We start from the raw sequence: 13,587 nt of genomic DNA, 5'->3' as shown, positions 1-13,587 counted from the left end.
AGGGCGCAAGCTCTGGTTTTTCTTACTAGAAAAGCAAGGTACAATCTTGTAAAAGTAGCTGAAATTTGATATAGTAGTCCTATGTAAAAGACAAAGGAGAATAGAATGAATCCAAATTATACATTTTTAATCATGCTAGTCCTTATGGTGGGCTTGATGTTCTTTACGCAACGCTCTCAAAAGAAACAAGCGCAAAAACGTATGGAAAGCTTGAATAAACTACAAAAAGGCTATGAAGTGATTACAATCGGTGGACTTTATGGAACAGTCGATGAAGTAGATACGGAGAAGAGAACAATTGTTCTTGATGTAGATGGAGTTTACTTGACGTTTGAACTAGCTGCTATCAAGACAGTATTACCGCTGAAAGAAACAGCTTCATTAGAAGGTGTAATTGAAAAATAAGACGGGATCACTAACTCCCGTTTTTCTATAAAAGAAAGGAAATGGGATGAAAAAACTGGTCTTTGTCTGTCTGGGAAATATTTGTCGCAGCCCTATGGCCGAGTTTGTTATGAAATCAATGACAGATAACTACGAAATCCAAAGTCGAGCGACGTCCTCTTGGGAACATGGCAATCCGATTCATAAGGGAACTCAAGGGATTTTTCAAGAGTATGAGATTCCTTATGAAAAAGGCAAGACATCGCTTCAGATTAGTAAGGAAGATTTTGAAGCCTTTGATTATATTATCGGAATGGACGCTTCAAATGTTTCTGACTTACGTCAGATGTGTCCAGTAGACTGTCAAGATAAGATTTACTCATTTGCATCTGAAAGTGTTCCAGATCCTTGGTATACAGGAGATTTTGAGGAAACCTATCAGCGTGTTCAAGAGGGCTGTCAAGCTTGGTTAGAACGTTTAGAAAAGGAGAGTAAAGATGGAAAATCTTAAGAATTTTTACGAGAAGTATCGTGTCTATCTGACTCGTCCACGTTTAGAGCTTTTGGCAGTAGTTGCCATTGTTTTTTGTGCTCTACTCGTCTTTTTTCTAAATATTCCCGGAAAAGGTGTTCTAAAGCTTGATAATGGAATGATTGTTTATGACGGCAGTCTTGTCCGTGGTAAAATGAATGGTCAAGGTACCATTACCTTCCAAAATGGAGACCAATATACAGGTGGTTTCAATAATGGCGCCTTCAATGGAAAAGGAACTTTTCAATCTAAAGAAGGCTGGACCTACGAAGGTGATTTTGTAAATGGTCAGGCTGAAGGAAAAGGGAAACTAACAACAGAACAAGAAGTCGTTTATGAAGGGACCTTCAAACAAGGTATCTTTCAACAAAAATAAGACCTCCTGACTGAACTGCACCCCAAAAGTTAAATTTTTTCTGTCTAACTTTTTGGGGTCAGTACAGACATGGAGGTTTTTTTACAAGAAACAAGAAAGCGTTTTCTCGTTGTTTGTTAGGATTGTGAAATAAAAATTTTTTTGTTGTTATTTCACAATCATCTAGTTAAAAGCGGATACTATAACGTATTTGAGATTAATTTCACAATATCGCAAAAATTCTTTGTGAAATGTTTATGAAACTGTTTACAAAACATAAAAAAAGAGTTATAATAAACTTGTGAAAAAATTAACAAAGGATAAAATCCTTAAAGGCTATGGAGGAAAATATGGCTGATAAAAAAACTGTAACACCTGAGCAAAAACAACTCGCTGCTGAAAAGCATGTAGACGGACTAGTACAAAAAGCTTTGGTTGCGCTTGATGAAATGCGCAAGTTGAACCAAGAACAAGTTGACTACATCGTAGCGAAAGCTTCAGTTGCAGCTCTTGATGCGCACGGTATCCTAGCACAACATGCAATTGAAGAAACTGGTCGTGGTGTATTTGAAGACAAGGCGACAAAAAACCTTTTTGCCTGTGAACACGTTGTGAATAACATGCGCGGAGTTAAAACTGTCGGAGTTATCGAAGATGATCCCGTTACAGGATTGACTAAAATTGCAGAACCTGTCGGTGTTGTGTGTGGTGTCACTCCAACAACAAACCCAACATCAACAGCTATTTTCAAATCACTGATTGCTTTGAAAACACGTAATCCAATCGTGTTTGCCTTCCACCCATCAGCTCAAGAATCTTCTGCTCACGCAGCTCAAATCGTTCGTGACGCAGCTGTCGCAGCTGGAGCTCCTGAAAACTGTGTTCAATGGATTACAGAGCCATCTATGGAAGCAACTGGAGCGCTTATGAACCACGAAGGTATTGCGACTATCCTTGCAACTGGTGGTAACGCCATGGTTAAAGCTGCTTACTCATGTGGGAAACCAGCTCTTGGGGTAGGTGCCGGAAACGTTCCTGCTTATGTAGAAAAATCAGCTGACCTTCGTCAAGCTGCCCATGACATTGTGATGTCTAAATCATTTGATAATGGTATGGTCTGTGCATCAGAGCAAGCGGTTATCATTGATAAAGAAGTGTATGACGAATTTGTAGCAGAATTCAAATCATACCACACTTACTTTGTAAACAAAAAAGAAAAAGCACTTCTTGAAGAATTCTGTTTCGGTGTTAAAGCAAACAGCAAAAACTGTGCGGGTGCTAAACTAAATGCAAATATTGTTGGTAAACCAGCTACATGGATTGCAGAACAAGCGGGATTCAGCGTTCCAGAAGGAACAAACATCTTGGCTGCAGAATGTGAGGAAGTAGGACCAAAAGAACCATTGACTCGTGAAAAATTGTCACCAGTTATTGCTGTCCTAAAAGCTGAAGACACAGAAGATGGTCTTACAAAAGCTCGTCAAATGGTTGAGTTTAACGGACTTGGTCACTCAGCAGCTATCCATACAAAAGACGAAGAGCTTGCTAAACGCTTTGGTACAGAAATCAAAGCTATGCGTATTATCTGGAACTCTCCATCTACTTTCGGTGGTATCGGTGACGTTTACAATGCCTTCATCCCATCATTGACACTTGGATGTGGTTCATACGGACGTAACTCTGTTGGTGATAACGTGAGCGCTATTAACCTCCTAAACATCAAGAAAGTAGGGAAACGTAGAAATAATATGCAATGGTTTAAAGTTCCTTCAAAAATTTACTTCGAACGCAATTCTATCCAATACCTTCAAACATGTGAAGATATTGAACGCGTTCTGATTGTTACAGACAAATCTATCGAAAAACTCGGTTTCGTTCAACGTGTTATCGATCAATTGAACGCACGTAGCAACCGTGTAACTATCCAAGTCTTCTCAGATGTTGAACCAGATCCAGACATCACAACTGTAGAACGTGGTGCTGAGGTGATGAAAGCATTTGAACCAGACACAATCATTGCTCTTGGTGGTGGTTCGCCAATGGATGCAGCCAAAGTAATGTGGCTCTTCTACGAACAACCAGAAATCGACTTCCGTGACTTGGTCCAAAAATTCATGGATATTCGTAAACGCGCCTTCCGCTTCCCATCACTTGGTAAGAAAGCGAAGTACATCGGTATCCCAACAACTTCAGGTACTGGTTCAGAAGTAACACCATTTGCCGTTATCTCTGATAAGAAAAACAACCGCAAATACCCATTGGCTGACTACTCATTGACACCGACTATTGCCATTGTTGACCCTGCTTTGGTTGAATCAGTTCCAGACTTTATCGCTGCTGATACAGGTATGGATGTCTTGACTCACGCGACTGAAGCCTATACTTCAAACTTCGCTAACGACTATACAGATGGTATTGCGCTTCAAACAATCAAACTTGTCTTTGAATGGTTGGAAAAATCTGTTAAGACAGCTGACCCAGAAGCTCGTGAGAAAATGCACAACGCGTCTACAATGGCTGGTATGGCCTTCGCCAATGCCTTCCTTGGTATGAGCCACTCAATGGCCCACAAGATTGGTGGTGTTCACCACACTGTTCACGGACGTACAAATGCTATCTTGCTTCCATATGTTATCCGTTACAACGGAACTCGTCCATCTAAGACAACTACATGGCCTAAGTACAACTATTGGAAAGCTGATGAGAAATTCCAAGACATCGCGAAAATGCTTGGCTTGCCTCACTCAACTCCAGAAGAAGCAGTTGAAGCATACGCTAAAGCTGTTTACGAACTTGGTGTTGCAGTAGGTATCAAGATGAACTTCAAGGATCAAGGAATTGATGAAAAAGCTTGGAAAGACAGCTTGCATGAAATTGCTTTGCTTGCTTATGAAGACCAATGTTCTCCTGCAAATCCACGCTTGCCAATGGTAGCTGACATGGAAGAAATCATGGCAGATGCTTACTATGGTTATGCAGAACGTCCAGGACGTCGTAAATAATCGTTTATCAGCCTAGAGGCAGGAATTTCCTGTCTCTTTTTTTGTAATTCTATTTGAAAAATGGTATAATCATCGCATATATTTGTTTGAAAATCAAATCTTTTATAATCATGCGAGGAGCAAATGAACAAGACAAATGACTTAGGGGATAAAGTGCGACTTTTAAGAGAAGAGAAAGGACTTAATCGCCCTGTTTTTTGTGGAGATGAGTCAGAACTGTCAGTCCGTCAGTTAGTGCGCATCGAAAAAGGAGAATTTCGTCCTACGATAAAAACACTAGAATATATAGCGAATAGACTAGATATTCCATCCTATGTCTTGATGCCAGACTATAAGGAATTACCTAAACGTTACCAAGAATTAAAATACTTTCTTCTTCATCATCCTGACTATGGGGACAAAGAGTTGCAGGAACAGAAGGAAGAATATTTTGATGAGATTTTTGAATATTTTTATGATGATTTGCCACGTGATGAGAAAGTGCTAGTAGATTGTCTTCAAGCCATAGATGCAGTAAGAGCAACTAGTAATTCCTTGTATGGTGAAAGTGTGCTTAAAAATGGTCTGCAGGACTTACTATCCATAGATGTATATAAAGCGGAGGATCTATTGAGACTGAGGTTGTATTTTGCATGTAACTTAATGGATGGTTTGAAAGCGGGTGAAATAAAAGAATCTGAGTATGAGAATATTCTTTATTTTCATGAGAAACTAAGTTCGCAGATTGATAAGATAGAGTTCGATTGTTTAGGTTTACTTAGAGATTCCTTACTAGCTTCTTTAACTTGTATAGAGATTATGGGATTGCTTCATTATTTTAAGAGGGCAGTCGAGACCTTAAATAAAATAGGGCAAAAAACACGAGATTTTCAAAAACAACCGATTGTCTTGATGCTTGAGTGGAAATATTATATTCAGACGGATTATGAAACAGCCAAACAAAAGTATGAAGAAGCAAAAATGATGGCAAGGATGTTTGGCAATGAGAAGTTACTCGTTAGTTTAGATAATGAATGGGCCGAGGATCTAGAAAGATATCGTTAAAGAGTTTATAGGAGTGACATTTCTGTCATTGGAGAAATGTCGCTTTTTTGTTAAAATGAATTTTACTTGATATACATCCAGAAGCAAACTAGGGAATAGAGAGAAAGTTCTAAGTAGTAGACTTAAAGGGTAAATCAGCGCTGATGTAGTTTGAAGGATTTTCTATAATTATGATGTATGAAGATAACAGTTTTAAATAAGGGGGAAAGAATGTCCATTTTATCCATTAAAAATATTTCAAAGTTTTACACTTTGGACGGTAAACATCAAGAGCAGGCTCTAAGAAATATTAACCTGCAGATTGCAAAAGGTAAAATTACAGCGATTTACGGGCCGTCAGGTTGTGGCAAAACTAGCTTGCTAAACATTATCAGTGGTCTAGATAGACAATATGAAGGAGTTTTAGAATTTAAAGGGGAATCCCTCCGTGACTTATCAGAGATTGAACTAACTCAATTTCGTAAAGATAAGATTGGATTTGTGTTTCAAAACTTTAACCTCATTCCTCATCAGTCTGTCTTGGACAATGTCAAGCTACCTCTCTATGTCAAAGACTTATCTGACAGGGAGATGACAATGATTGCAAAGGAGCAATTAAGTAACTTGGGCATGGAGTCTTTTATGGCTAAAAATGTTAAACAGCTTTCTGGCGGGCAAAAGCAACGCGTAGCAATAGCGCGTGCCTTGGTAAATCAACCAGATATGATTGTAGCCGATGAGCCAACGGGTTCGCTGGATTCTCAATCCCAAGAAATGGTATTAGAAGTGTTCAAAAATTTAGCCCAAACAGGGAAAACAGTGTTGATTGTAACCCATAATCCAGAGGTTGCCGAATATGCAGATGTGATTATCAGAATGAAGGATGGTGAAGTCGTTGAAGAAGTCAAAAAATAAAGGATTATCATTGAAAAACAAATTCAAACTTTCTTTAAATAACTTTCTGGAAAGAAAGTGGCGTAACCTATTGATTGCGCTAGCAACCTCAATCGGTTTTGTAGGAGTCTTAATTTCTTTCGGATTGGGAAATGCCTTGATTTCGATGATTGATGAAAATACGAATGGAGGTCAAATCCCTTCTCAAGTTCAGATTGCTTTAAACACAAAAAATATTGGACGAGGCTTTTTGAACCAAGATGATAAGAACTATATCACGGATACAGTTGGGAAAGAAGCTATTAAATATTTGGAGAGTCCTTTTGGGATGAACATGTCAAATATTACTATAGATGGGCAAGAAATGGATCTGAGTCAAACGATGCCTTCTTATGCTCAAGTAGTGAGTCTCTATGAGGATACAAGTATTTCTGTTAGTAGTAATGAAAAGGACAAAGTGGTAGCTGGATCCCTCTATACTGATACAAATGAACAGGGATTAACGATTCCAATCAGTTTACTAAAAAATTGGAATGAACAGACAGGAAACAATCTGACAGCTAGTGATGTTATTGGCAAATCAGTCTCAGCAAGTATTGTAGAAAATGCTGCCGAAGCTAGCAAGACTGCTCAATTTCAAACGAAGATTGTGCGTGTAATCAATGATGAAGATGACATGGAGGACAGCAACAGTTTTATGCCGTCTAACCAAATGGAAACGATTTTGAAAGAAGCTGGATTTACAAAAGCTGTATCTTATTTTATCTTGGAACTCAAAGATCCATCACAGACAAAAGCGGTAACAGAAGAATTGCAAAAAAATAAGAAGTATACTGTTCTTTCTCAACAGAAGGTTCTTGATATTGTGATTACCTTTATTCGTGTCATTCAGGGATTGTTGATTGTGCTTTCATCACAAGCTATTGTGGTAGCAGCGGTCATGATTGGTATCATTATTTACATCAATATCATGCAACGTTCTAAGGAAATAGGTGTCATGAAGGCAGTTGGTTATCAAAATCGTGATGTCAAAGGAATTTTTATTTACGAGGCTATCTGGATTGTAGGCGTTGCCTTGTTGCTGGCATTTTTGGTTGCACAAGGGGTGGGAAGTTTGGCGAATGCGGTTGTAAATCACTTTTATCCATCCATCACGAAGGTTTTTGAATTAAATCTTCTATCTATTTTAGGAACTCTAGCTTTCGCTCTATTACTTGGTTATGTCTCAGCCTACTTCCCAGCACGTAAAATTAGTAAAATGGATCCTGTAGAATCGCTACGATATGAATAGTAAGGGAGTTCTTGATTTATAGCCTTAAAAAGAAACTGACATAGAAAAACAATGCCCGTACTTGCAATTAAAGTTAAATAGTTATATAATAGGTTTGTTGAAAGGTGATTTGTAGTGATTCAAGTTACTCTTTTCACAATAAAAATTTCATGATTTTCATAAGGAGGAAATCACTAATGGTAGTTAAAGTTGGTATTAACGGTTTCGGACGTATCGGTCGTCTTGCTTTCCGTCGTATCCAAAACGTAGAAGGAGTTGAAGTTACACGCATCAACGACCTTACAGATCCAGTTATGCTTGCACACTTGTTGAAATACGACACAACTCAAGGTCGTTTCGACGGTACTGTTGAAGTTAAAGAAGGTGGATTCGAAGTTAACGGTAAATTCGTTAAAGTTTCTGCTGAACGTGATCCAGAACAAATCGACTGGGCTACTGACGGTGTAGAAATCGTTCTTGAAGCTACTGGTTTCTTTGCTAAGAAAGAAGCAGCTGAGAAACACCTTAAAGGTGGAGCTAAAAAAGTTGTTATCACTGCTCCTGGTGGAAACGACGTTAAAACAGTTGTATTCAACACTAACCACGACGTTCTTGACGGTACTGAAACAGTTATCTCAGGTGCTTCATGTACTACAAACTGCTTGGCTCCAATGGCTAAAGCTCTTCAAGACAACTTTGGTGTTGTTGAAGGATTGATGACTACTATCCACGCTTACACTGGTGACCAAATGATCCTTGACGGACCACACCGTGGTGGTGACCTTCGTCGTGCTCGCGCTGGTGCTGCAAACATCGTTCCTAACTCAACTGGTGCTGCAAAAGCTATCGGTCTTGTAATCCCAGAATTGAACGGTAAACTTGACGGATCTGCACAACGCGTTCCAACTCCAACTGGATCAGTTACTGAATTGGTAGCTGTTCTTGAAAAGAACGTTACTGTTGATGAAGTGAACGCAGCTATGAAAGCAGCTTCAAACGAATCATACGGTTACACAGAAGATCCAATCGTATCTTCAGATATCGTAGGTATGTCTTACGGTTCATTGTTTGACGCAACTCAAACTAAAGTTCTTGACGTTGACGGTAAACAATTGGTTAAAGTTGTATCATGGTACGACAACGAAATGTCATACACTGCACAACTTGTTCGTACTCTTGAATACTTCGCAAAAATCGCTAAATAATTCTTGAGTCGATAAAAAGCAAGGCCTCTGGTCTTGCTTTTTAAATATTAAAAAATGGATGACACAATCATCCATCCTTTTTTAATTCTTTTTCAAAAGTATCTGAAAATGCATTGAAGCTTAATCTCTCTAATGTAAGTGGATGGGTAAAGGAAAGTCGAAAGGCATGAAGCATAAGCCGACTTGATTTTGATTTACTATTATAGAGAGGGTCACCTAGGATCGGGAAGTTATGATGCGAAAGGTGCACACGAATCTGATGGGTTCGCCCTGTCTTTAGTTTGCAACGAACCAAGGAAGTTTTGTTTGGGAATTGCTTTAATCTGCTTACATGTGTTTCAGCATATTGCCCATTTTTTGTATCAACTATTCGTTTTCTGCGGTCATGGCGATCACGTCCGATTTTGTCCCTGAAAACAAGCTCTTTGCTGTTGATATGTCCGTCGACCTGTGCCCAATATTCCCTAGAAATCTCTTTTTTCTCCAGTAAGCGATTGAGAATAGGCAGGATAAAAGGATTTTTGGCAAAGAGAACCAAGCCACTGGTTTCCATGTCCAGACGATGAACGACATAGCAGGTTTGGCCAACATAGGCACTGACATGGTTAAGAAGGGCGATTTCGTTTGGCTGATTACCATGCGTTTTCATCCCCTCTGGCTTGTTCACAATAACTAAGTGTTGATCTTGATAAACTTCCTGAACGAGGTTTGGGTTGCCCCAAGGAATTTCTCTTTCGGGATAATCTTCCTCGTCAAAAGTTAACTGGCAAACATCTCCAGGATTTACGATTTCGTTCCAGTGAACTTCTTCTTGATTTATCAAAATATGTTTCTTGATTCTCAAAAAATGACGGATTTTTCTAGGGATGAGGAGCTGTTCCTCAAGTAATTGCTTTACCGTCATTTGAGGTAGAGAGTCTGGTAATGTAAATGTGAATTGCATACAGATATTGTAACAAAAAAAGCCCTATTTGGATAGGAAATAGCTAAATTCTTGTCTTCCTATGATGAAGATGATAAAATAAACGCATGAAATTAGATAAATTATTTGAGAAATTTCTTTCTCTTTTTAAAAAAGAAACAAGTGAACTAGAGGACTCTGATTCTACTAGCTTACGTCGCTCTCGTAGTGATCGAAAAAAATTAGCCCAAGTGGGTCCGATTCGAAAATTCTGGCGTCGCTATCATCTAACAAAGATTGTCCTTATACTAGGTTTGAGTGCGAGCTTGCTAGTTGGAACCTATTTGTTTGCTGTAGCCAAGTCAACCAATGTCAATGATTTGCAAAATGCCTTGAAAACTCGAACACTCATTTTTGACCGTGAAGAAAAGGAGGCAGGTGCCTTGTCTGGTCAAAAAGGAACTTATGTTGAATTGACTGATATCAGTAAAAATTTGCAGAATGCCGTTATTGCGACAGAAGACCGTTCTTTCTATAAAAATGACGGGATTAACTATGGTCGTTTCTTCTTGGCTATTGTCACTGCTGGACGTTCAGGTGGTGGCTCTACCATTACCCAACAGCTGGCTAAAAACGCCTATTTGTCGCAGGATCAAACTGTTGAGAGAAAAGCGAAAGAATTTTTCCTTGCCTTAGAATTAACAAAAAAATATAGTAAGGATCAAATTTTAACCATGTACCTTAATAACGCTTATTTTGGAAATGGTGTGTGGGGTGTAGAAGATGCGAGTAAGAAATACTTTGGAGTTTCTGCGTCAGAAGTGAGTTTGGATCAAGCTGCGACTCTGGCAGGGATGCTCAAGGGGCCGGAACTGTATAATCCCTTGAATTCCGTAGAAGATTCTACCAATCGGCGCGATACTGTCTTGCAGAATATGGTTGCAGCAGGATATATTGATAAAAATCAAGAAACCGAAGCTGCAGAAGTTGATATGACTTCGCAATTGCACGATAAGTATGAAGGAAAAATCTCAGATTATCGCTATCCTTCTTACTTTGATGCGGTGGTTAATGAAGCTGTTTCCAAGTATAATCTAACAGAGGAAGAGATTGTCAATAATGGCTATCGCATTTACACAGAGCTGGACCAAAATTACCAAGCAAATATGCAGGTTGTTTATGAAAACACATCGTTATTTCCGAGGGCAGAGGATGGAACATTTGCTCAATCAGGAAGTGTAGCTCTCGAACCGAAAACAGGGGGAGTTCGTGGAGTTGTCGGTCAAGTTGCTGGCAATGATAAAACTGGATTCCGGAATTTCAACTATGCAACTCAATCAAAACGTAGCCCTGGTTCTACAATCAAGCCTTTAGTTGTTTATACGCCAGCAGTTGAAGCAGGCTGGGCTTTGAATAAGCAGTTGGATAACCATACCATGCAGTACGACAGCTATAAAGTTGATAACTATGCAGGAATCAAAACGAGTCGAGAAGTTCCTATGTATCAAGCCTTGGCAGAATCGCTTAATCTACCTGCTGTTGCCACTGTTAATGATTTGGGCGTCGACAAGGCTTTTGAGGCAGGCGAAAAATTCGGGCTCAACATGGAAAAGGTCGACCGTGTTCTTGGTGTCGCCTTGGGAAGTGGTGTCGAAACCAATCCTCTGCAAATGGCTCAAGCATATGCTGCCTTTGCAAATGAAGGTTTAATGCCTGAAGCTCATTTTATTAGTAGAATTGAAAATGCTAGTGGACAAGTTATTGCAAGCCATAAAAATTCACAAAAACGGGTGATTGATAAGTCTGTAGCTGATAAGATGACCAGTATGATGTTGGGGACATTCACCAACGGTACCGGTATTAGTTCATCGCCTGCAGATTATGTAATGGCAGGAAAAACTGGTACAACTGAAGCGGTTTTCAATCCAGAATATACAAGTGATCAGTGGGTAATTGGTTATACACCGGATGTAGTGATTAGTCACTGGCTTGGTTTCCCGACGACTGATGAAAATCACTATCTAGCTGGCTCTACTTCAAACGGTGCAGCCCATGTCTTTAGAAACATTGCCAATACCATTTTACCTTATACGCCAGGAAGTACCTTTACGGTTGAAAATGCTTATAAGCAAAATGGAATTGCACCAGCCAATACAAGAAATCAAGTGCAGAGTAATGAAACGAATCAGACGGATGATACCCTTTCTGATATTAGAAGTCGTGCGCAAAATCTGGTAGATGAGGCCAGTCGTGCTATCTCGGATGCTAAAATTAAGGAAAAGGCTCAAACGATATGGGATTCGGTAGTCAATCTATTTCGTTAAGATGCTTGTCAAAGCCTAGCTTTCTTGTTATAATAGATAAGATGGAGGCGTTATGGCACTAAAAAAAGCAAGCCTAGCTTGTGCGGTTTGTGGTTCGAGAAACTATTCAATAAAGATCAGCGGAAACCCCAAGCCAACACGACTAGAAGTAAATAAATTTTGTAAACATTGTGGTAAGCACACTATACATAGAGAAACGAGATAGGAGAGAGCGATGCGTTTTATTGGAGATATTTTTAGACTTCTTAAAGACACAACATGGCCAACTCGCAAGGAAAGCTGGAGAGATTTTCGTTCTATCATGGAATACACAGCTTTCTTTGTAGTAATTATTTACATTTTTGACCAGTTGATTGTTTCAGGTTTGATTCGATTTATTAACATTTTTTAGAAGGCTAGTGGAGTTGTTTACACTAGAGATCTTCTATTATGAAAGGAAATATCATGGATAGTTTTGATAAAGGGTGGTTTGTTTTACAAACTTATTCTGGTTATGAAAATAAGGTAAAAGAAAATCTATTACAACGTGCACAAACCTACAATATGTTGGATAACATTCTACGTGTTGAAATTCCAACACAAACAGTGCAAGTTGAAAAAAATGGAAAGAGAAAAGAAGTAGAAGAAAATCGCTTTCCAGGTTATGTTCTTGTAGAAATGGTCATGACAGATGAAGCTTGGTTTGTTGTTCGAAATACTCCGAACGTTACAGGATTCGTTGGATCTCACGGGAACAGATCAAAACCAACTCCATTATTGGAACAAGAAATTCGTGACATTTTGGTATCTATGGGACAAACTGTTCAAGAATTTGATTTCGATGTTGAGGTTGGTCAAACTGTACGTATTATTGATGGTGCTTTTGCAGACTACACTGGTAAGATTACAGAGATTGATAACAATAAAGTGAAGATGATTATCACTATGTTTGGTAATGACACAGTTGCAGAAGTAAACCTAAACCAAATTGCAGAATTATAACCCTGAGAGAGGCAAGTCCTCTCTTTTTTGTGCAGTTTAGACGGTGTAGAGAGCAGAATGGGGGCAATGGGACAAAAGTGTTTCTGAATCTGTTAAACTGTATCTAGAAAGGGGAAGATTATGCTTAAAGAATTGTATGAAGAAGTCCAGGGAATTGTATATAAGTGTAGAAATGAATATTACCTTCATTTATGGGAGTTATCTGATTGGGAGCAAGAGGGTATGATTTGCTTACATGAATTGATTAGTAGAGAAGAAGGAATAATAGAAGATATTCCTCGTTTAAGGAAATATTTTAAGACTAAGTTCCGGAATCGGATTTTAGATTATATCCGTAAACAAGAAAGTCAAAAACGAAGATATGATAAAGAATCGTATGAAGAAGTAGGTGAGATCAGTCATCGAGTAAGCGAGGGAGGTCTGTGGCTAGATGATTATTATCTCTTTCATGAAACATTAAAAGATTATAGAAGTAAACAAACTAAAGAGCAACAAGAAGAGTTAGAACGCGTCTTAAGAAATGAACGATTCCGAGGTCGTCAAAGAGTGTTAAGAGACTTACGTATTGTGTTTAAAGAGTTTGATATCCGTGCTCATTAGGAATTCATGCAAAAAAGTAAAAAAGTTTAAAAAAGTAGTTGACAAAAAACAAAAAGGCTGTATAATAGTAAGAGTTGAAAATAACAACTCTGGTCCGTTGGTCAAGGGGTTAAGAC

14 protein-coding genes are annotated in these 13,587 nt (G+C 38.8%); 13 read left to right on the top strand and 1 reads right to left on the bottom strand.

Annotation, left to right across the window (positions count from 1 at the left end; all coding sequences use genetic code 11):
- Positions 1-105 precede the first annotated feature (105 nt).
- The 8 genes from yajC to gap all read left to right on the top strand — a co-directional run bounded on the left by yajC (position 106) and on the right by gap (position 8,665).
- The gene (yajC, locus tag MK482_RS08400) at positions 106-405 is read left to right on the top strand and encodes a preprotein translocase subunit YajC (RefSeq protein ID WP_261077134.1); all 300 of its coding nucleotides are present in this window, start codon (positions 106-108) and stop codon (positions 403-405) included.
- A gap of 46 nt (positions 406-451) precedes the next feature.
- Positions 452-895: a low molecular weight protein-tyrosine-phosphatase gene (locus MK482_RS08395; protein WP_268718480.1), complete on the top strand. Its 444-nt coding sequence runs from the start codon at positions 452-454 to the stop codon at positions 893-895.
- Positions 882-1,292, top strand: coding sequence for an MORN repeat-containing protein (locus MK482_RS08390; RefSeq protein ID WP_268718479.1), 411 nt, complete (start codon positions 882-884; stop codon positions 1,290-1,292). The genes MK482_RS08395 and MK482_RS08390 overlap by 14 nt, the downstream gene beginning before the upstream one ends.
- Before the next feature lie 329 nt (positions 1,293-1,621).
- Positions 1,622-4,273 carry a bifunctional acetaldehyde-CoA/alcohol dehydrogenase gene (adhE, locus tag MK482_RS08385; RefSeq protein WP_125411338.1) on the top strand — a complete coding sequence of 884 codons (2,652 nt, stop codon included), beginning with the start codon at positions 1,622-1,624 and terminating at the stop codon, positions 4,271-4,273.
- Between the two features lie 123 nt (positions 4,274-4,396).
- Positions 4,397-5,317, top strand: coding sequence for a helix-turn-helix domain-containing protein (locus tag MK482_RS08380; RefSeq protein ID WP_268718478.1), 921 nt, complete (start codon positions 4,397-4,399; stop codon positions 5,315-5,317).
- Positions 5,318-5,527: 210 nt separating this feature from the next.
- On the top strand, positions 5,528-6,211 hold the full coding sequence (locus MK482_RS08375) for an ABC transporter ATP-binding protein (RefSeq protein WP_268718477.1): 684 nt from the start codon (positions 5,528-5,530) through the stop codon (positions 6,209-6,211).
- The gene (locus MK482_RS08370) at positions 6,180-7,481 is read left to right on the top strand and encodes an ABC transporter permease (protein ID WP_268718476.1); all 1,302 of its coding nucleotides are present in this window, start codon (positions 6,180-6,182) and stop codon (positions 7,479-7,481) included. The genes MK482_RS08375 and MK482_RS08370 overlap by 32 nt, the downstream gene beginning before the upstream one ends.
- A 176-nt stretch (positions 7,482-7,657) precedes the next feature.
- Positions 7,658-8,665 (top strand): type I glyceraldehyde-3-phosphate dehydrogenase, encoded by a 1,008-nt coding sequence (gap, locus tag MK482_RS08365; protein ID WP_000260685.1) that lies wholly within the window; start codon positions 7,658-7,660, stop codon positions 8,663-8,665.
- 67 nt (positions 8,666-8,732) lie between these two features.
- On the opposite strand, the gene MK482_RS08360 is transcribed toward gap, so the two are convergent.
- The gene (locus MK482_RS08360; RefSeq protein WP_326845886.1) at positions 8,733-9,608 is read right to left on the bottom strand and encodes an RluA family pseudouridine synthase; all 876 of its coding nucleotides are present in this window, start codon (positions 9,606-9,608) and stop codon (positions 8,733-8,735) included.
- Positions 9,609-9,694: 86 nt separating this feature from the next.
- Between MK482_RS08360 and pbp2a the strand changes: the two genes are divergently transcribed.
- From pbp2a to MK482_RS08335, 5 genes are all read left to right on the top strand, one after another.
- A complete protein-coding gene (gene pbp2a, locus MK482_RS08355) occupies positions 9,695-11,890 on the top strand; it encodes a penicillin-binding protein PBP2A (RefSeq protein WP_268718475.1) in 2,196 nt (731 codons plus the stop codon).
- 52 nt (positions 11,891-11,942) lie between these two features.
- The gene (gene rpmG / locus MK482_RS08350; RefSeq protein ID WP_033674018.1) at positions 11,943-12,095 is read left to right on the top strand and encodes a 50S ribosomal protein L33; all 153 of its coding nucleotides are present in this window, start codon (positions 11,943-11,945) and stop codon (positions 12,093-12,095) included.
- 9 nt (positions 12,096-12,104) lie between these two features.
- Positions 12,105-12,281, top strand: a complete 177-nt coding sequence (secE, locus tag MK482_RS08345) for a preprotein translocase subunit SecE (protein ID WP_001210991.1) — start codon at positions 12,105-12,107, stop codon at positions 12,279-12,281.
- Positions 12,282-12,334: 53 nt separating this feature from the next.
- Complete coding sequence (gene nusG / locus MK482_RS08340) at positions 12,335-12,871, top strand: transcription termination/antitermination protein NusG (protein ID WP_268718474.1); 537 nt, start codon at positions 12,335-12,337, stop codon at positions 12,869-12,871.
- Between the two features lie 120 nt (positions 12,872-12,991).
- Positions 12,992-13,471, top strand: coding sequence for a sigma-70 family RNA polymerase sigma factor (locus MK482_RS08335; protein ID WP_268718473.1), 480 nt, complete (start codon positions 12,992-12,994; stop codon positions 13,469-13,471).
- Positions 13,472-13,587: the final 116 nt, after the last annotated feature.

Origin of the sequence: Streptococcus mitis, assembly GCF_026782865.1 — a bacterium.
Classification (GTDB): domain Bacteria; phylum Bacillota; class Bacilli; order Lactobacillales; family Streptococcaceae; genus Streptococcus; species Streptococcus mitis_CG.
The sequence above is the reverse complement of the archived record's forward strand: the minus strand, read 5'-3'. Positions and strand labels throughout refer to the sequence as shown.